The 18532-nt window shown below is 36.2% G+C and carries 18 protein-coding genes and 1 pseudogene; 13 read left to right on the top strand and 6 right to left on the bottom strand.

The window, feature by feature from the left end:
• Positions 1 to 11: 11 nt before the first annotated feature.
• On the bottom strand, positions 12 to 1397 hold the full coding sequence (locus OW492_RS02650; protein WP_290038234.1) for an NAD-dependent succinate-semialdehyde dehydrogenase: 1386 nt from the start codon (positions 1395 to 1397) through the stop codon (positions 12 to 14).
• Between the two features lie 477 nt (positions 1398 to 1874).
• Here OW492_RS02650 and OW492_RS02645 point away from each other — a divergent pair, with 477 nt between their 5' ends.
• Complete coding sequence (locus OW492_RS02645) at positions 1875 to 2234, top strand: GNAT family N-acetyltransferase (RefSeq protein ID WP_290038233.1); 360 nt, start codon at positions 1875 to 1877, stop codon at positions 2232 to 2234.
• An 83-nt stretch (positions 2235 to 2317) separates the two neighbouring features.
• Positions 2318 to 2725, top strand: coding sequence for a lysozyme inhibitor LprI family protein (locus OW492_RS02640; protein WP_290038232.1), 408 nt, complete (start codon positions 2318 to 2320; stop codon positions 2723 to 2725).
• A 231-nt stretch (positions 2726 to 2956) separates the two neighbouring features.
• On the opposite strand, the gene soxR is transcribed toward OW492_RS02640, so the two are convergent.
• On the bottom strand, positions 2957 to 3421 hold the full coding sequence (soxR, locus tag OW492_RS02635) for a redox-sensitive transcriptional activator SoxR (RefSeq protein WP_290038231.1): 465 nt from the start codon (positions 3419 to 3421) through the stop codon (positions 2957 to 2959).
• Between the two features lie 114 nt (positions 3422 to 3535).
• On the opposite strand from soxR, the gene OW492_RS02630 reads away from it, so the two are divergent.
• Complete coding sequence (locus OW492_RS02630; protein ID WP_290038230.1) at positions 3536 to 3955, top strand: VOC family protein; 420 nt, start codon at positions 3536 to 3538, stop codon at positions 3953 to 3955.
• A 504-nt stretch (positions 3956 to 4459) separates the two neighbouring features.
• Here the strand turns inward: OW492_RS02630 and OW492_RS02625 are convergent.
• Both OW492_RS02625 and OW492_RS02620 read right to left on the bottom strand, forming a co-directional pair.
• Complete coding sequence (locus OW492_RS02625; protein ID WP_290038228.1) at positions 4460 to 5149, bottom strand: pirin family protein; 690 nt, start codon at positions 5147 to 5149, stop codon at positions 4460 to 4462.
• 140 nt (positions 5150 to 5289) lie between these two features.
• A complete protein-coding gene (locus OW492_RS02620) occupies positions 5290 to 6183 on the bottom strand; it encodes a LysR family transcriptional regulator (RefSeq protein WP_290038227.1) in 894 nt (297 codons plus the stop codon).
• A gap of 229 nt (positions 6184 to 6412) precedes the next feature.
• On the opposite strand from OW492_RS02620, the gene OW492_RS02615 reads away from it, so the two are divergent.
• The 5 genes from OW492_RS02615 to OW492_RS02595 all read left to right on the top strand — a co-directional run bounded on the left by OW492_RS02615 (position 6413) and on the right by OW492_RS02595 (position 9424).
• Entirely contained in the window at positions 6413 to 7006 is a 594-nt protein-coding gene (locus OW492_RS02615) for an NAD(P)H-dependent oxidoreductase (protein WP_290038226.1), read from the top strand.
• Between the two features lie 47 nt (positions 7007 to 7053).
• The gene (locus OW492_RS02610; RefSeq protein ID WP_290038225.1) at positions 7054 to 7503 is read left to right on the top strand and encodes a DoxX family protein; all 450 of its coding nucleotides are present in this window, start codon (positions 7054 to 7056) and stop codon (positions 7501 to 7503) included.
• Between the two features lie 368 nt (positions 7504 to 7871).
• The gene (locus tag OW492_RS02605) at positions 7872 to 8090 is read left to right on the top strand and encodes a DUF6500 family protein (protein ID WP_290038224.1); all 219 of its coding nucleotides are present in this window, start codon (positions 7872 to 7874) and stop codon (positions 8088 to 8090) included.
• Between the two features lie 106 nt (positions 8091 to 8196).
• Positions 8197 to 8796: a pentapeptide repeat-containing protein gene (locus OW492_RS02600; RefSeq protein WP_290038223.1), complete on the top strand. Its 600-nt coding sequence runs from the start codon at positions 8197 to 8199 to the stop codon at positions 8794 to 8796.
• A 208-nt stretch (positions 8797 to 9004) separates the two neighbouring features.
• Positions 9005 to 9424 carry an ACT domain-containing protein gene (locus tag OW492_RS02595; protein WP_290038222.1) on the top strand — a complete coding sequence of 140 codons (420 nt, stop codon included), beginning with the start codon at positions 9005 to 9007 and terminating at the stop codon, positions 9422 to 9424.
• Positions 9425 to 9686: 262 nt separating this feature from the next.
• Here the strand turns inward: OW492_RS02595 and OW492_RS02590 are convergent, their stop codons facing one another.
• Positions 9687 to 9884, bottom strand: coding sequence for a hypothetical protein (locus OW492_RS02590; RefSeq protein ID WP_290038221.1), 198 nt, complete (start codon positions 9882 to 9884; stop codon positions 9687 to 9689).
• 232 nt (positions 9885 to 10116) lie between these two features.
• Here OW492_RS02590 and OW492_RS02585 point away from each other — a divergent pair, with 232 nt between their 5' ends.
• The 5 genes from OW492_RS02585 (at position 10117) to OW492_RS02565 (ending at position 17452) form a co-directional block, all read left to right on the top strand.
• Positions 10117 to 10530: a hypothetical protein gene (locus OW492_RS02585; protein ID WP_290038220.1), complete on the top strand. Its 414-nt coding sequence runs from the start codon at positions 10117 to 10119 to the stop codon at positions 10528 to 10530.
• 91 nt (positions 10531 to 10621) lie between these two features.
• Entirely contained in the window at positions 10622 to 11989 is a 1368-nt protein-coding gene (locus OW492_RS02580) for a TolC family protein (protein WP_290038219.1), read from the top strand.
• 21 nt (positions 11990 to 12010) lie between these two features.
• Complete coding sequence (locus OW492_RS02575; RefSeq protein WP_290038218.1) at positions 12011 to 13720, top strand: efflux RND transporter periplasmic adaptor subunit; 1710 nt, start codon at positions 12011 to 12013, stop codon at positions 13718 to 13720.
• Positions 13717 to 16842 (top strand): efflux RND transporter permease subunit, encoded by a 3126-nt coding sequence (locus OW492_RS02570; RefSeq protein ID WP_290038217.1) that lies wholly within the window; start codon positions 13717 to 13719, stop codon positions 16840 to 16842. Before OW492_RS02575 ends, OW492_RS02570 begins: the two co-directional genes overlap by 4 nt.
• A 34-nt stretch (positions 16843 to 16876) precedes the next feature.
• On the top strand, positions 16877 to 17452 hold the full coding sequence (locus OW492_RS02565; protein WP_290038215.1) for a hypothetical protein: 576 nt from the start codon (positions 16877 to 16879) through the stop codon (positions 17450 to 17452).
• Positions 17453 to 17635: 183 nt separating this feature from the next.
• Here the strand turns inward: OW492_RS02565 and purU are convergent.
• Positions 17636 to 18514: pseudogene (gene purU, locus OW492_RS17010) on the bottom strand (formyltetrahydrofolate deformylase).
• Positions 18515 to 18532 lie beyond the last annotated feature (18 nt).

Here is an 18532-nt window from a genome sequence, read left to right as displayed (position 1 = left end):
CTGTTTAATGTCTATTCCGCTGTTTTAGCGACCATTACTGATTTGATATTAACGAACTCTTTTATCCCAAAACCACCATGCTCTCGGCCATAACCACTGCTTTTTACACCACCGAAAGGTAGATTTGGTTGCGATAAAGCAAAACCATTGATATTTACCATACCAGTATCAAAGTGTTTAATGGCCAGTTCTGTCGCTTTATCTTCATCTTTGGAAAAGATACCACCCCCTAAGCCATAGCGTGAATCATTTGCGATACGCATGGCATCATCATTGTCTTTAGCCTTAATAAGTGCTGCTACTGGGCCGAATAACTCATCGTCGTAGGCAGGCATACCAGGTGTTACATTTTCTAAGATAGAGGCTGGGTAAAAGTAACCTTTACCATCTGGGATTTTACAGCCACAAATAACAGTTGCTCCAGCTTCAATAGATTCAGTGACTTGTTGGTGCAATTTTTCACGTAAGTCTTTTCTTGCCATTGGACCGATGTCAGTATCATCAGCTTTAGGGGCACCCGTTTTAAGCGAGGACATCGCTTTTGTGAATTCCTCCTTAAACTTATTGTAGTTTTTTTCAGTGACGATAAAACGTTTGGCTGATACACAAGTTTGACCATTATTGACCACACGACCTTTAACACACGTTTCAACTGCAAGTGACAAATCTGCATCATCTAATACGATATAAGCATCATTGCTACCTAATTCTAATACTGTTTTCTTACTGCGTTTAGCCGCTTCTTTAGCTACTTTTTTACCAATTTTATCGCTACCTGTGAATGTAACACCTTTAATCCCTTCATGGCTGATTAGCTTACTTGCCGTTTTCCCATCAATTAATAATGATTGGTAGGCATATTTTGGGAAGCCTGCTTGATCAAATAGAGACTGTATTTTTTCAGCCATACCAAATACATTTGACGCATGTTTCATCACCGTAGTATTACCTGCAACCAAATTAGTGATACTGTATCTAATGACTTGATATAACGGAAAGTTCCAAGGTTGAATGCCTAAAATAACACCAATAGGTTGGTAGGTGATTACTGCTTTACCGCCTTCATAGTCGCGTGTTTCATTGGCTAATTCTTGCTCCGCAATGTCGGCAGTATATTTACAAATATTCGCACAAAGTGTGACTTCTCCTTCACCTTGTGATTGAACCTTGCCCATTTCAGTGACCATTAATTCAATTAATTCATCGCGATTTTCTTCGATTACCTCAGCTAATTTGTTAGCAAGTTTTGCACGCTCTGCAATAGGAACAAGCTTCCATTCATCAAAGCAATCATCTGCATTACTCACCGCATTTTTAGCCTCTTGATGGCTCATCAAAGTATATTCTTTTAATTGTTTCTCAGTAAAAGGGTTGATCGTTTGTATTGAATTACTCATTTAACAGTTACCTCTTTATTGCATACGTATTTATAACATAGCAAAGGCAATGCCAGCTTTGTAATTTACATTAAGATGTTGATTATAATGGTTTATTTTTTCTTGTAAGTATGAGGCAATAGATTTTCAATGCTAAATAATGAAAAATGTTCAAAGTAAATTGTTAAAATTACATTGTTTTAGCAATGGCATAATTGTTAATAAAAGTGTTCAGCTTAATTAACTGTTTTTACAAGTTAATATAAGCCTAATTGGTAAACGCCGGCTTGCTTATCTGTATGATTTAGCTTTTTATTGGTTTATAAGGCATTGATTAGTCGATTAAAATTGATATTCTATTATCTAATTTAAATAAATTGAATGGTTAGCTTTCTCCACGCGGATATAAGTAAGCTCTGACTAATTGACTATGAGGTTTAAAGGTTATATGGATATTGAATTAATGAGTCTATATCTGTTGAGCAGTTTCGAGATTTATTGATTCAATCGACATTAAGTGAACGTCGCCCAATCAATGATTCGGTGTGTTTGAATGGTATGCTCTCAAATAGTAATTTAATAATAACAGCATGGCGTCAAGATCGCTTAGTTGGTATAGCTCGGTCAATAACTGATTTTCATTATGCTTGTTACCTTTCAGATTTAGCCATAGATAAAGTATTTCAACAATGTGGCATTGGTAAACAATTACAAATATTAACACAGAGGCAATTGAATAAGAGCTGTAAATTAATCCTGATTTCAGCGCCTACAGCAAACCTTTATTATGAACAAATAGGGTATTCAAATAATCCAAGATGCTGGGTGCTTGAGCGAACAGATGGTATTAACACTTGAGTAAATGGATATATAAATGGCAATCAAACATAACCACAAAATACAGGCTATGATAATGCTGCTATTGTATTAACGGAACTCCAATGAAGAAACTTTTTATCGTACTGCTTAGTGTCTACTCTATAAACGCTTTAAGTGATGATATTGACTGTAACAAAGCGATAAGCACGTTAGATATCAATTATTGTGCAGGCGTTGAACTAGAAAAAGCACAATCGATATTGAATAAATATCTAAACAAAAGCAAGGAGCATAATAAAGGTGACCCTAAGCTGATTAAGTCGATTGTTTCAGCTCAACAAGCATGGTTATTGTATGAAAAAGCGCATTGTGACGCTATCTATACTCAGTGGCGTGGTGGCACAATAAGAGGGGTAATGTCTTTAAGTTGTAAAACAAAACTGACAAAACAGCGGACTCATGAAATATGGTCTAATTTCCTAACTTATATGGATAGTACACCCCCCATATTACCAGAGCCTAAGTTGTAACAGTATTGTTTCGAAGGCGCGTTAAAGGTCTGCACCATTAGCTTTAACTATTCATCATTACTCTTTTATCTTTAGTTATGTAGTATTTACATGCTAAAGGAGAATTGTTATAACTCAGCCTCGCCAAGTTCAAATGTCGCTTCCGATAGGCCTTATCAACAATTGCGAGAATGCGTATAGATATAAAATATTTTTAGCAGACGTCAGGGGATTTTCATCTTTAAATAGTGTTTATTTAACCGCTAGATTATCAATTAAAACTGCACCATTTCCTATTGTTGCTAGTTTGTCGTTCTCGTTGTAAAGCGGACAAGCATCCATTGATAGACAACCGCAACCAATACAACCAGATAAGTAATCGCGCAATTTTTGCATACTTTGAATTCGCTCATTTAAACTGTCTTTCCAATGCATTGATAACCGTTGCCAGTCTTCCTGGTTTGGTGCAGTTTTACCGTTTAATGTATCTAATTGTTCTTTAATTTCTGATAGTGTTATTCCCATTTTTTGTGCTGCTTTAATAAGTGATACACGACGTAATACTTGTCTATTATAACGGCGTTGGTTGCCAATGTTACGGGTACTTTTAATAAGCCCTTTGCTTTCATAAAAATGCAGCGTAGACACTTTTACAGCACAGCGTTTGGCAACTGAACCAACAGTTAGAGGATCTTCACGTACTAATTTATTATCCATTTCACATTTCTCTCTAGTTATTCTATTTTTTACATTATATTAATTATTCATTGACCTCAAGTTAGGTTGAGGATTTATAGTGCCTGAAAACTTAATACCTATACGGAGAAACTCATGTACTTAGAACACTTAAACTTAACGGTCACTAATATAGAAGAAACTTTAAAGTTTTACCGCGTAGCCTTTCCTAATTGGTATGTGAGAGGGGAAGGTGATCAAATTTGGAATGGTAAAGCGAGAAAGTGGCTGCATTTTGGAGATGATAACCAATACCTCACATTTTGTGATGACGGTGAAGGGGATAATCGTAATTTAAATGGCCATCAAGTTGGATTAGCGCATTTTGCATTTGTGGTCACTAATTTAGATGCGATGCAATCTCGTTTATTAAAAGCGGGTTTTAAACACGCTAAGGATGGGGCATCAGATCCTTTTCGTTCAAACTTATATTATTTAGACCCCAACGGGTTTGAAGTAGAGTTCGTAGAATACCGCAGTGATTTATGTGAGGAACGAAATAACTATGTAATGTAAGCATTTTACAAGACAGAAATAATATTTAGTATTGTAGTTTGCTGAACCACTCAACCATGAGCTAAGGAATGAAAGGTCGGTTAGGTTTGATAGTCTTAGCTACTATTAGCCCTTGGTGTAAACCTTTAGTCGCTATTTGTTAGTTCATGGTAATTCAACGCTGGTAATTTTTATCAAAATACTAAGACGTTGTTGACCCTTTAGAAGTGTCCGTTTTATTCACGGAGTATATCGATAAAGGTTGCATAGCCATTAAAAACAATGCGATGACAAATTAATTAATTCTTCTTAAAACCCTCATCATCAGAAAATAATTAGCGTTCGCAGCATTAGCTGGTAGCTAATGTGCGCAGAATTCATGACTTACCTTCAATGTGCATAGTTTTGTAATTATATTTTTGCACTTTAAATACCTGAAAAGGTATTAGTTATTAACGACTATGGTTTTAAGCGTTATATTTGAGTTTACTTTAGATTTATAATTACTTAGCTGTTTTTATAATTCTATTCAGGTAAATCAAACCAGAGCGCTTCAACACTTGTGTTAGATTTAATTTCTATTTCTTGTTCTGGATCGATTGAGAAAGCATCGCCATCTTCAAATACTTGATCATTTGCAATTATTTTTCCCTTAATAAGGTGTAAATAACCAATTCTTGCTTCTGTTTTTAAATAGAACGTCTCATCTGCTGCCAACACCAAGCGGGAAATAGTCGCATCTTGATTGATTGATAAAGTGCCATTTTCGCCCTTTGGTGTCACTAATTTGGTTAAGGCGTCTTGTTGTGGAAGCTTTTTTTGTTGGTAGCTAGGCTTAATTCCCTTTATATTAGGTTCGATCCAAATTTGAAGGAATTTAACCTTATTTGTCAGTGAAGCATTGAACTCGGAATGCATTACTCCTCTTCCTGCACTCATTCTTTGTACTTCACCCGCAGGTACAATGTAGTTATTTCCTGAGCTATCTTCATGTTTTAAAGCTCCTTCAATCACATATGATATTATTTCCATATCACGGTGGCTGTGCTGTTCAAAACCTTTACCTGGCATAACCATATCGTCATTGATTACACGTAATACAGATACACCCATGTGTTTGGGGTCATAATAACGACCGAATGAGAAAGTATGTTTGCTTTGTAACCAACCAAAGTTAGCGATACCTCGATCTTCAGATCTTCTTATATATTTCATAAGTTATAGTTTCTCCGTTTGTTTATGTGGAGTTCATACTAATGTTTCTGAAAAGTGGTTAAAATTAGTTAATTCAGCGTTTATTGTTCTACAAAATAGAACGTTATTTAATATAGTATTCTAGTTTTTGTACGTGCTTCTTAGGCGGCAGTACATAGTGCTTTAATTGTGACGATAAAATGTTGTGCTACTGGCCCTAAGGCATCAAAATCTTTAAATGTTAAATACAATGGTACTGTTCGTTCACTATTGCCATCCAGTTGAAGCGGGATCAAAGTGCCATCATTAAGCTTATCTTTAATTAAACTAAGCGGTAACCATGCAAAACCTAACCCCTTTGATATCATATCGATAGAGCTTTGCATGTGGCTAACGGTCCATCGTTGATTCGCTTTAAGCCAACCATCACTCGCTCTTTCTTTATTAGATGATGTAGAAGAATCTCTTACTACAATTTGTCGGCATTTTTTCAAATCTTCTAACGTCAGTTTTCTGTCAATTTTGTTAAGAGGGTGGTCAGGATTTACAACGGCTCCAAATTTTATTTCACAAAGGTGCTCACTCACGCCAGCGCCTAGAGAGTTCGGAGAAATAGCGATCTCAACATTATCATTATCAAGCATTTCATTTGCGCCACTTAATATTGATTCAAGTAACTCAATTTGCACTAATGGGAATTTCTCTGATACTTGCTCTAGCGCTTGATAAAGTAGTGTTCGAGGGAAGACTTCATCAACGGCAATTTTAAGGTGGCTTTCAATGCCTTTACTTAATGTTAGGCCGATGTCTTCAACTTTCTTCGCCTCTTCGAGTAAATAATCAGAACGTCTTAATATCATTCGTCCAGCTTCAGTTAAAACGGTTTTTCTTCCTTTAATCAAAAACAATTTTACACCAAGTGACTCTTCTATTTTGCTGACCGCATTGTGGATACTAGACTGGCTTTTATAGACGTTCTGTGAAGCTTGATTAAAGCCACCAAATTCAACAACAGCATGAAACATTCTCCATTGTTCTAAAGATATTTTTAGCATCATTACGCCTTTTATTTAATTTTACGGTGTGTATTTTTGTTAAACCCTATTTTCCTTAAAGGGAGACGGAAAGTTCAATAGTATTTACAAGCAATGTTAACATTTAAATCATTCGTTTTAATAGAATGGATTGTACTATTTTAACCAATTTCCATTCTTTTATTTTTTCTAAATAATGGCCTCGTCGCTGAAACAAAGTGTTTTAACTTTCAAATTGTGAGGAGTTTATATGAAAAACATACTATTTATTACGTCATCGCTAAATGGCCATCAAGGCCAATCCACTATGCTTGGAGAAACGTTAGTGTCAAACCTTGCTGCTAATAAAAATGCAAATGTTATTCAACGAGATTTAGCTGCTGATGATTTACCGCACCTAAGTCAGTCTGAAATAGGTGCATGGATGGCAGAGCCGAACGAGCGAACTGAAGAGCAAGTGGCATTAGCAAAAACCTCAGACAACCTAGTTGAAGAGCTAAAAAATAGCGATACGATTGTAATAGGAATGCCAATGTATAATTTTGGTGTGCCTTCTACATTTAAAACATGGGTTGATAGGGTGGCAAGAGCTGGAGTGACATTTCGTTACACCGAAAACGGGCCAGAAGGATTACTAGAAAATAAAAAAGTGATTATTGTTGCAGCACGAGGTGGTATTTATGCGGGTACTGAGCATGATTCACAAACTCAGTATTTGAAAGACTTTTTTGCTTTTATTGGCATTAAAGATGTGAGTTTTGTTTATGCAGAAGGGCTCAACATGCCGGGTAGTGAAACACGGTTAGCAGCAGCACAGAAAGAGTTAACTGAAATTACACTTTAATTACAATACGAACCGTTTATGGTTTTTTTAATTCGAAAGAGAAATATATGAAATCTTTATTCAAGAGTATTACTTGCTCACAAGCAGGTTACTCTGCATTGGCTCTACGTGTGCCTATCGCTATTATTTTTATTGCACATGGAGCACAAAAGTTATTTGGCGCATTTGGTGGATATGGCTTAGAGGGTACAGGGCAATTTATGGAATCAATTGGTTTAGGACCAGGTTTTATAATGGCTTTTATGGCGGGTAGCGCAGAGTTTTTTGGAGGAATATTTATTTTATTAGGGTTGCTAGCACGTCCCGTTAGTGGGGTTCTCGCTGTAACAATGGCTGTTGCAATATTCACTGTGCATATTGAAAATGGATTATTTATGTCAAATAATGGATATGAGTTTGGCTTAGCATTATTTGCAGTGAGTCTTTCATTGGTCTTATCTGGGGCCGGAAAGTTTGCCTTAGACAACGTAATTTATAAAAAGCTAAGTGGTATTTAGTGCTTAGGAGTTAAATTAAGTACAGCATTGACTTTTATACACTACTAAATATCAGGTTACTGTGGTGTTAATTATCGCTTGGCATGATCATTTGATATAAGCATAAAGGTATCCGATACTTAGAGACTAAACTTTCAATGTTAACCCTTACAAATCATGACTTATTAGCACACAAAAGGCTAATAAGTCATTTTCTATTCTCGTCTTTTTAACTTACGGCATGATAATAATTTGATTTAACATACTACAAATGCATCGATGCTACTTTGAATCGATTAATTATTGTATATTTCCAACTGAGAATTGAAGATTATTTGGTTTAATAAACGGCTATGTTTATTGAATTAGCTTCATTTTATGAGTAAACCATGAGAAAAGCGTTAAGGTTAAAAATTATAGAAGTATGTGATCAAAAAATAGCGAAGAAAGGCGATAATGTAGGTCTTTCTTTTTATGCTTTTTTTGCCAATAAAAATGATAATCCTGAATTACTTATGGAAGTAGCTACTTGGTGGATTCAAACACATAAACTAGATCATTTCGTTAAAGCTTATAAAATTAAGGAGATGATTCAAGCTGATTTGTAGAGGAGTCTAACCAATTATCATAAAGAACGCTGCCTGTTCCGAACTGCAATAAATCATAGGTAATAATTATACCCATTAACACGTTCCCACAATTAAAGGACTTTTAGTGATAAATATAGAAAATAACACTCAGTATTTTGATGAGTCTTTTGATAAGCAAGGGCTAGTATCTGTCGATATTTTTGGTTGTGAGTTTGAGGAGTGTGAGTTTAATGATTGCGATTTATCAGCTGCTATATTCACGCGATGTAATTTTCTTAATTGTTCATTCAACCGTTGTAATCTTAGTTTATTAAAGATACCTAGCTCGCGTTTTTTTGACGTTGACTTTATTGATTGCAAACTAGTTGGTATTGATTGGACAGTGGCACATTGGTCATCATTCAATTTATGCTCAGAACTTAAGTTTAATCGATGCATTTTAAATGATTCAACTTTTTTTGGATTGTCGCTAAATGAATTAAAACTTGATGAATGCAAATTACACGAAGTAGATTTTCGAGAAGGCGATTTTTCTAATTCGGTCATGACTTATTGTGATTTTACCAACAGCTTGTTTATGCGAACGAACTTACAAAGCGTGGATTTCAGCGAATCAAATAACTTCACCATCGATGTATTGGAAAATAAAATATCGCGCGCCAAATTCTCACGCTATGAAGCATTATCTTTGTTAAATAGTTTGGATATTGTGTTAGTAGATTGATGCATAAAGCAAAAACATTAATAAGTGTATAATAGCCATGTAATTTGCTTAAACGCCTTTACAATTGAATTTCATCAATCATTTATTGAAAACCCAATAATCTATTTGAATCTTAAGAAAACATAAAATAGTGTATATTTATAATTAAAATTGGGCTGAGAATGAGAAATTTTATAGCTTTGTTAGCAACCAAAAGGAAACCCCAATTGTGTCGGGTATTATTGAGTTAGATGAATTATTGAAATCAATGTCACCTGAAATACAAGATGGTGAATATGTATTTTGTACAGTTGCTGGTGATTATTCAGATTATAAGCACCTTAATCCCCTAGCTTCATTTAAAGAATCAGAAGGATTAACATTGATAATTTCTGTCGAAGCAGCAAGGCAAGAAAAACTAGCATTTGCAGGGACATTTAAGCAAATCACTCTTACTGTTCATTCAAGTTTGGAAGCCGTTGGTTTAACTGCTGCTGTAGCAAATAAATTATCGTCTTATGACATAAGTGCAAACGTAATTGCAGCTTATTTCCATGATCATGTATTTGTGCAAACTGAAAAAGCAGAGCAAGCATTGTTAGCTTTAAAAGAGTTTAGTGCTGAGCCGCTTTGGAATGCTAAAAAGTAACTAAGCGTTTTCTTTAAACGGCAAAGTGTAACGGCAATTTAAGAGTGCTAATTAAGCTGCAACAAAAAGGCAACCTTAAACGGTTGCCTTTATTTCGGATTCTTGAACAAGAAATAATTAAGCGAGAAGTCTAAAATACATAGTCTATGATTGAGTCATTATTCTATTAATTGAGAGCGTCGCTGTGCTTTATTCATTTTCATCGAAAAATGTGTCTGCCTTGGTAAGAAATCAAGGTAAATTTTAGTAATTTATTCGATAATTAACAATTTCCTTTCTTTGCTTGCCCTGGAGGACAAAACGTTCCTTTGCTTTTAGTCTTTTCTGTATGTCCAACATCTCGATGTTCTGAATCATCAATAATAACTTTAGGCCCAGTTACCTTGATTGATGGACCTAATACTTCACAGCCTGTCAGCGATACTAAAAATATAAACGGTATAAAACGAGAATTTATCATGAAGACCCTTTTAAAGTTAATGACTCTCTATAAACTAAGAAAAATTGATACTTCATCTTATCATAAATAAAATTATCTAAAGAAGTTAGGTACAAAGCGTTTAAATTAAGTGGATATCATTAATATCTAAATCGAGAATACGTACGAAATAAATATCATTAGATTGTTATAAACTTTGACAAGACTTATAAAGAAATATTATATTGATGCCAATAATCATTATGGAATAGTTATGAAATTCAGTTTTGTTCGTAAAATAGGGATAACGTTATTCAGCATATTTTGTATGCTAATGTCTTCTATTGCGTTCAGTTTACCTGTTTCAACTATGGATATGACTTTAATGTCTGCCGCAACGAAAAATGTTCATTGTGATATGCAAACGATGGATCATAGCTTGATGGTTAAAAGTAATAATCTTCATCATACTAATGTAATGAATGATTGCATAAACTCATCCGACGATATAAAAGACTGTTGCTCAGAATCTTGTGCTGCAGCAAACTGCATGGCTACACCTTCTTTAATTACACCAACTCATAATGATTTACTAAGTGCTCAAAGCACTGCTTTGTTATTTCCTACAAGTATAAATTCAACTATAAATTCCCCTTCAAGCTCTCTTTATCGACCTCCCATTTTATAAACTAATACAAGTTAGATCTATTTGATGCACTTTTTTGTGTAGATATTTATTTAATTAAGATTTTTCTAAATCTTATGTATTGGAATTTATAATGAAATTAACACACTATTTACTGATATTAGCAGTAGGTAGCATGGGCCTTTTAAGTTCATCGCTGACCCTTGCTAATACAGCAGACTTTGATTTAAAACACCGAGATAAACTGAATACGCTAATCAAGTTTGCACTTAATAATGATCAAAGCAGAAAACAATTTTTTGCTCAATCGGAAGCGATGCGTGAAATGGGCATTGCAAACAGCACCTTAAAAGATCCTAAGTTAAAGTTGGGAGTGGGCAATTTACCAGTTGATAGCTTTGCTTTTGATCAAGAGTCAATGACGAACATTTCAATTGGATTAATGCAAGAATTTGAACGAGGTTCAACACTTAGCCTACAGAAAAAAAAGCTTAATCAACAAGCTGATAGCGTCGTATTTAAAATTAAAGCACGTGAACTTGATGTGATAAATAACATGACTAAACTATGGTTAGAGTTAGGTTTTCAACAAAAAGCACATCAAATATTAGTAGAAAATAAAAAGCTAATGAAGGAGATGGCTCGCTATATTAAAACTAGCTATTCGCTAGGTCAAAGTGAAGTACATGACTTGCTTAACGCTGAAATTCAAATCAGTAAATTGGATGAAAGGCTGCAAGAAAATGAACAAATGCAACAACGTGTATCCTCACAACTTTCTGAATGGCTTGGTATTCAATGGTTATCTAATCAAACCGACTTGAATGCAACGCCATCCTTAACTTGGGACAAGCTTGATAAGTATTTGAATCAGGTTAAAGGTGAACAATTTTATGGTTTTTTGAACAAACATCCAATAAGTGAAATGGCTCAATTACAAATTGAAGCTAATACCACCCAGGTCTCTATCGCCGAAGAAGCCTACACCCCTAAATTTGCTGTCGAAGTAGTATATGGTCACCGACAAGCTGACGGTATGGACGGACAACCCGCTGCCGATTTAGTGAGTGCTTATCTAACAATGGATATTCCATTATTTACAGATAAACGCCAAGATAAATCTTATTCTTCAGCTAAATATCAAGTTGTTGAAGCAAAGTCGAACAAAGCAGTTATTCTTTCTCGAATGAATGCACAGGTGAATGCTCTACTTGTTGATAAACATAATTTAGAGCAACGAATACTTCGTTACAACAATTCATTACTTCCTCAAATGAAAGCAAAAACAAGCGCGGTTGAGCGAGGTTATCAACAAAATACTGCCCAGTTTGACGAGATTATTAATACCTCTGCCGAAGCGTTAGCCATGGAAATTGAAAAGTGGCGGTTGGTAACAGACTTAAATAAAGCCAATAGCAATCTAGCCTATTTATTAGATGGTTTCGAATACTCAGTTTCTAAGCCATTAATTGACTCACCATTTAATGAAACACACTACTAGTATTTGCTTTAGGAATAAATAATGAAAAAATTTAATATTATCGTACTGGCTTTAATTGCGGGTGGTGTCATTGGGTTTGCTAGTAGTAAATTGATGATGGGGCACAGCATCGAAGATCAAACGAATTCAAATAATGATAATAAATCTGATAAACCACTGTATTGGGTTGCCCCGATGGATGCTAACTATCAGCGTGACAAACCCGGCCTATCACCAATGGGCATGGAGCTTGTACCTGTGTATGGTGAGCAAGCAAGTGCTAAAAGTGAGCAAGCTGGAACAGTTACTATTGACTCATCGGTTGAAAATAACTTAGGTGTTAAAGTTGAACAAGTCAGTAAAGAAAGTTTATCTCCACGTATTGAAACAGTCGGTTATATAGCCTTTGATCAAAGTCAATTATGGCAAACAAATGTCAGAATCTCAGGCTGGGTTGATAAGTTATATATTAATGCAGTTGGAGAGCGAGTGAAAAAAGGGGATGTTCTATTTACTTTTTATTCACCAGATTTAGTTAAAGCACAGCAAGATCTGATCAATGCATTTCAAAGTGGACGTTCCGGTTTAGTGAACAGTGCCAAAGAGAGGTTAACATCATTAGGGGTTGATAGTGAGCAGATAAAACAGATCATCAAAGCGCAAAAGACAACGCAAAATATTGCTGTAAAAGCTAATGCAGATGGTGTTATTGCGTCGTTAAATATCCGTGAAGGTGGTTATATATCGCCAATACAATCAATTATAAGTGGTGGCCCAATAGATAGCGTTTGGGTAGAAGTCGAAGTATTTGAACGTCAATCTGAATGGATAAAAGAGGGAACCGAGGCAGTTATGACGCTTGATGCAGTATCAGGCAAAACATGGCGAGGGACAGTAGATTATATTTACCCTATTTTAGATCCTGAAACCCGCACTTTACGCCTACGTCTTAAATTTAAAAATCCAGAAAACAAGCTAAAACCGAATATGTTCGCGAACATTCTTTTGCAGCCCAAAAGCAGCGAGAAAGTATTAACCATCCCTTATTCTGCTGTGATTAGAGCAAATGAAATGACACGTGTTGTTTTGTCAGAAGGAGAAGGTAAATACCGTTCAGCTAGAATTAGTATTGGTCGAGAAGCGAATGGGCGGGTTGAAGTTTTAGCTGGTTTAAATGAACAACATACTGTCGTTACTTCTGCACATTTTTTATTAGATTCAGAGTCGAGTCAATCTGCAGAGCTTTCAAGAATTAATGGACTCGATGAACCTAAAAAAAGCATTTGGACTAGCGGTGAGGTGACGGCTGTTATGAATGACCACAATATGCTTACGATTAGTCATGAGCCAATCGATGAATGGGATTGGCCGGGAATGGTAATGAATTTTACTGCTGTCAATTCTCTCAATCTTAATGATATTAAAATAGGGCAGATGATTGACTTTGAAATTGCAAAGGCAGAATCAGGTGGATATGAAATTCTTAATTTAAAAGTTAATCAAGAGACGCTCGCTGATGAAGTTTGGTCTAGTGGTGAGATATCAATGTTAATGGTTGATTTTAATATGATTACTATCGTTCATGAGCCAATTGATGAATGGCAATGGGATAAAGGAGAAATGAATTTTTCTGTCACCAATGGCATTGATTTAAGTGCCTTTAAAGAAGGTCAAAAAGTTAGCTTTTTAGTTTCAAAAAAAGCAGGGGATTATTCTCTTGAGCAACTTGAGTTGTTCGGAGGTGAACAATGATAGGGGCAATTATACGTTGGTCGATCAACAATCGATTTTTAGTGTTAGTCGGCACAGTTTTTTTGGTTTTAGCTGGAATTTACAGTGTAAAAAATACTCCTGTGGATGCTTTACCTGACTTATCTGATGTACAAGTCATTATCAAAACCAGTTACCCTGGCCAAGCTCCTCAGGTCGTTGAAGATCAGGTCACTTATCCTCTAACAACTGCAATGCTAGCGGTGCCAGGAGCAGAAACAGTCAGGGGATATTCATTTTTTGGAGACTCTTATGTATATATCATTTTTAATGACAGTACAGATATGTATTGGGCTCGTTCTCGTGTGTTGGAATATTTAAGTCAAGTCACCCCCAATTTACCTGATCAAGCAAAACCTAGTTTAGGTCCCGATGCTACAGGTGTGGGTTGGATATACAGTTATGTATTACAAGATAAAACTGGTAAACATGACTTGGCAGAATTGCGTAGTATTCAGGACTGGTTCTTAAAATATGAATTACAGACTGTAGATGGAGTGTCTGAAATCGCAACGATTGGTGGCATGGTTAAGCAATATCAGGTGCAAATTGACCCAGCTAAGTTAAGAGCATATGACTTAACATTACAACAAGTAAATATGGCGATTAAAAGTGGCAATCAAGAAACTGGTGCATCAGTTATTGAGGTTGCCGAAGCTGAGCATATGGTTCGGACATCAGGATATTTAACCAATATTGAAGATATTAAATCATTGCCATTGAAAGTGAATAAAAATGGTACACCTTTACTATTGGGGGATATCGCTGACATTAATTTAGGTCCACAAATGCGTCGTGGTATTTCCGAATTAAATGGCGAAGGTGAAGCCGTTGGTGGTGTGGTTGTTATGCGCTTTGGTGAAAATGCCAGTCAAGTCATTGCAAATGTAAAAGATAAATTAAACGTTTTACAAAATAGTTTACCTGAAGGTGTTGAGATCGTATCAACTTACGACCGTTCAACGCTTATCGATAGCGCTGTTGAAAATCTTTGGCATAAGCTTGCAGAAGAATTTATTGTTGTTGCTATTGTCTGTGCACTTTTCCTATTTCATATCCGCTCATCAATTGTGATTGCGTTAAGCTTACCTGTTGGTATTTTGACTGCTTTTGTAGTGATGCATTGGCAAGGCGTTAATGCCAATATCATGTCATTAGGCGGGATTGCGATTGCCATTGGTGCAATGGTTGATGGTGCTATCGTTATGATAGAAAACGTGCATAAGCATATTGAAAAAACACCGCTCACTGATAAAAACCGTTGGCAAGTAATGGGACGTGCAGCAGAAGAGGTTGGTGCCCCTTTATTTTTCTCATTACTCATTATCACTTTAAGCTTTGTACCCGTTTTTGCACTAGAGGGCCAAGAAGGGAAAATGTTTTCTCCATTAGCCTTCACTAAAACATTCGCTATGGCAGCATCGGCAGGTTTAGCGATCACATTAGTCCCTGTTTTAATGGGATATTTTATTCGAGGTAAAGTGATACCAGAGAATAAAAACCCAGTTAATCGGTTTTTAGTTGCACTATACCGTCCGTTATTAAATATCAGCCTTAAATTCCCTAAAGTGATTATTCTATGTGCATTGTTATTGATGGCTTCCGCCTATTACCCTATTTCAAAAATAGGTAGTGAATTTATTCCGCCTTTAGATGAGGGCGATTTAATGTATATGCCAACAACTTACCCCGGCATATCTATTGGTAAAGCCAGAGAGTTATTACAACAAACCAACAAGTTAATCAAAACCGTTCCCGAGGTTAAGACGGTGTGGGGAAAAGTTGGCCGCGCTGAGACTGCAACGGATCCTGCACCCCTGACCATGATTGAAACGACGATTCAATTTAAGCCTAGAGATCAATGGCGAGAGGGCGTAACACCTGAATCATTACGCAAAGAATTCGATGCTCTGATTCAATTTCCGGGTTTAACCAATGCATGGGTGATGCCAATTAAAACGCGTATTGATATGTTAGCAACAGGCATAAAAACCCAAATAGGCATAAAAATAGCTGGTCCTGACTTGAAAGTGATTGAAAAAATAGGCGCAGATATGGAGCCTATTTTGAATAACGTATTCGGAACCGCTTCTGTTTATGCTGAACGTGTTGCGGGTGGTCGCTACGTTGACATTGATATTAAACGTCTAAGTGCAGCAAGGTATGGATTAAATATTGATGATATACAGCGTGTTATCTCAACTGCAATTGGCGGAATTAATGTAGGTGAAACCGTCGAAGGTTTAGAGCGTTACCCTATTAATGTCCGATATCCACAAAGTTATCGAGACTCAGTTGTTAAGTTACAAAGCTTGCCTTTAGTGACCCCAAGTGGTGCCCGAATTGCTTTAGCTGATGTCGCTGATATTCGTTACCAGGATGGGCCTCCCATGATAAAAACAGAAAATGCACGACCAAATGGTTGGGTTTTTGTTGATATTGATGGTCGAGATTTAGGATCTTATGTAAGAGAAGCACAACAAGTTGTAGCAGAACAGCTGGTTTTACCGACTGGTTATTCTTTAGCTTGGTCTGGCCAATATGAATATATGGAACGTGCAAAAGCGCGCTTAAGTGTTGTTGTACCGATTACCATTGCCATCATTATGTTGCTTTTATACCTGAGCTTTAGACGTATTGGCGAAGTGTTGATTATTATGGCCACTTTACCTTTAGCCATGGTAGGAGGAGTTTGGCTACTATATCAACTTGGTTTCAATTTCTCTATTGGCGTGGGCGTTGGATTTATTGCACTTTCTGGTGTTGCAGTTGAGATTGGAGTGATCATGTTGGTTTATCTTAATCAAGCATGGCATGACAAAAAGCTTAAAGCACAAGAAAATCAACAATCAATCACACAAATTGACTTATTAAATGCTATCCGTGAAGGCGCAGGCTTGCGTGTTCGACCTGTGATGATGACTGTATTAACCGTAATAATAGGGTTAATTCCTATTATGTATGGTGCTGGTACAGGTTCAGAAGTAATGCAACGTATTGCTGCTCCTATGATCGGCGGTATGACATCGGCACTTATATTAACCTTACTGATTATCCCTGCCATTTTTAAACTTTGGAAAAGCAAAGAATTAAAAGACTTGTAATCAACATTTACGTAAACAAAAAAGGAATAACACAATGAACAAAACACTTAATAGAATCAGCACAATATTATCGCTATCAATATTATTAAGCGCCCCATTTTCTGTTGCAGCGGATCAAACGGTTGCAAAAATGGATCATGCAACGATGACAGAGGAGATGATGGATCATTCAAGCATGAAAACCGACAATATGGACGAAATAGCTATGGATCATAGCCATATGTCTATGCCAGGTATGTCAGATGTTGGCATGCTCGCTACAGGGGCAAAACCAAATAAAGTCGTGTATGTAATGTTATCGGACGATATGAAAATAACATTTAAGAAGGAAGTGAAAATTGAGCCAAATGATGTGGTGCAATTTGTAGTAATGAATACCGGTAAAATGGATCATGAATTCATGATTGGTAGCGCACAAGAACAGTTTGAGCATCGTGAAATGATGACAAAAATGAATCATGATAAACACGAATCAGATAACTCAATCACAGTAAAACCAGGGGAAGCAGGTCAAATTATGTGGCATTTTCATGGAGAAAAGAATGTTGAGCTTGCATGTAATATTGCAGGTCATTTTGAAGCGGGCATGGTTAAAAAACTAATATTATAGGATTATCATTATTCTCCGCTTTTAATATAAGGGCGGAGTACGATATAAGCTATTGAAATTATATTAACTAGGTTGGACTTATTATTTAGCATTAGTTTTAGGCCGATAGCACTTTATGCCCTTTGTAACTATCAAAGGGCATAAAGTACCATAGCCTTATACGTCGCGAAGTGCATAAAGCGATTATTTTCCAAACACGACGGTTTTATTACCATGAAGGAATATACGATTTTCTATGTGGTAACGTACAGCACGAGATAAGGTTAAACATTCGATATGGCGGCCTTTCGCTGCCAAGTCTTGTGGGTAGTAACTGTGGTCTACGGTATCGACACTTTGACTGATGATTGGCCCTTCATCTAGGTCATCACTCACATAGTGTGCTGTTGCTCCTACTAATTTAATACCGCGGTCATAGGCTTGATAGTAAGGTCGTGCGCCCTTAAAACCGGGTAATAATGAATGATGAATATTAATCGCTTTACCTGACAATTTTTTGGACATTTCATGTGAGAGCACTTGCATGTAACGTGCTAAAACCACTAGATCTGCATGACAGTCTTGAATGATTTGGTACACTTTTGCTTCTTGTTCTGGCTTAGTTTCTTTGGTGATTGGTAAATGGTAGTAAGGAATACCATGCTAGTTAGCTAGTTCTCTTAAGTTTGGATGATTAGAAATAATAGCTGGAATTTGTATATTGAGATCGCCAGTACGGTAGCGGTAAAGTAGGTCATTTAGACAATGGTCATGCTTTGACACCATGATCACAACTTTAGATTGGTAATCACTTGGAGTAAGTTGCCATTTCATTGCAAATTGTTGTGCACGTTGTTCAAACTTTTCACTAAATTCAGCTTGGTCAAATGTGGCGTCTGAATCTAATCTAAATTCAATTCGAATAAAAAATCTATTTTCCGTGGTATCCACAAAAGAGTGGATTTCGTTAATGTAGCAGCTTTGTTCAACCAAAAAACGTGTTACCACATCAACGGTACCTGAGCGGCTAGGGCAGTCTGCTGTAATGACATATGTTGGTACTGATGATTGTTTATCCTTCATTATTTAACTCCTTAAATT

The organism is Psychromonas sp. 14N.309.X.WAT.B.A12 (genome assembly GCF_030397575.1).
Lineage (GTDB): Bacteria > Pseudomonadota > Gammaproteobacteria > Enterobacterales > Psychromonadaceae > Psychromonas.
This window is presented reverse-complemented; position numbering and strand designations above follow the sequence as displayed.

What these genes read in the sequence shown, in the direction of transcription:
- OW492_RS02585 (WP_290038220.1), top strand. Translation starts at nt 10,117, where the DNA reads ATGAAATTCAGTTTTGTTCGTAAAATAGGGATAACGTTATTCAGCATA.
- OW492_RS02650 (WP_290038234.1), bottom strand. Translation starts at nt 1,397, where the DNA reads ATGAGTAATTCAATACAAACGATCAACCCTTTTACTGAGAAACAATTA.
- OW492_RS02620 (WP_290038227.1), bottom strand. Translation starts at nt 6,183, where the DNA reads ATGCTAAAAATATCTTTAGAACAATGGAGAATGTTTCATGCTGTTGTT.
- OW492_RS02590 (WP_290038221.1), bottom strand. Translation starts at nt 9,884, where the DNA reads ATGATAAATTCTCGTTTTATACCGTTTATATTTTTAGTATCGCTGACA.
- OW492_RS02580 (WP_290038219.1), top strand. Translation starts at nt 10,622, where the DNA reads ATGAAATTAACACACTATTTACTGATATTAGCAGTAGGTAGCATGGGC.
- OW492_RS02625 (WP_290038228.1), bottom strand. Translation starts at nt 5,149, where the DNA reads ATGAAATATATAAGAAGATCTGAAGATCGAGGTATCGCTAACTTTGGT.
- OW492_RS02605 (WP_290038224.1), top strand. Translation starts at nt 7,872, where the DNA reads ATGAGAAAAGCGTTAAGGTTAAAAATTATAGAAGTATGTGATCAAAAA.
- OW492_RS02610 (WP_290038225.1), top strand. Translation starts at nt 7,054, where the DNA reads ATGAAATCTTTATTCAAGAGTATTACTTGCTCACAAGCAGGTTACTCT.
- OW492_RS02570 (WP_290038217.1), top strand. Translation starts at nt 13,717, where the DNA reads ATGATAGGGGCAATTATACGTTGGTCGATCAACAATCGATTTTTAGTG.
- OW492_RS02565 (WP_290038215.1), top strand. Translation starts at nt 16,877, where the DNA reads ATGAACAAAACACTTAATAGAATCAGCACAATATTATCGCTATCAATA.
- OW492_RS02640 (WP_290038232.1), top strand. Translation starts at nt 2,318, where the DNA reads ATGAAGAAACTTTTTATCGTACTGCTTAGTGTCTACTCTATAAACGCT.
- soxR (WP_290038231.1), bottom strand. Translation starts at nt 3,421, where the DNA reads ATGGATAATAAATTAGTACGTGAAGATCCTCTAACTGTTGGTTCAGTT.
- OW492_RS02630 (WP_290038230.1), top strand. Translation starts at nt 3,536, where the DNA reads ATGTACTTAGAACACTTAAACTTAACGGTCACTAATATAGAAGAAACT.
- OW492_RS02575 (WP_290038218.1), top strand. Translation starts at nt 12,011, where the DNA reads ATGAAAAAATTTAATATTATCGTACTGGCTTTAATTGCGGGTGGTGTC.
- OW492_RS02615 (WP_290038226.1), top strand. Translation starts at nt 6,413, where the DNA reads ATGAAAAACATACTATTTATTACGTCATCGCTAAATGGCCATCAAGGC.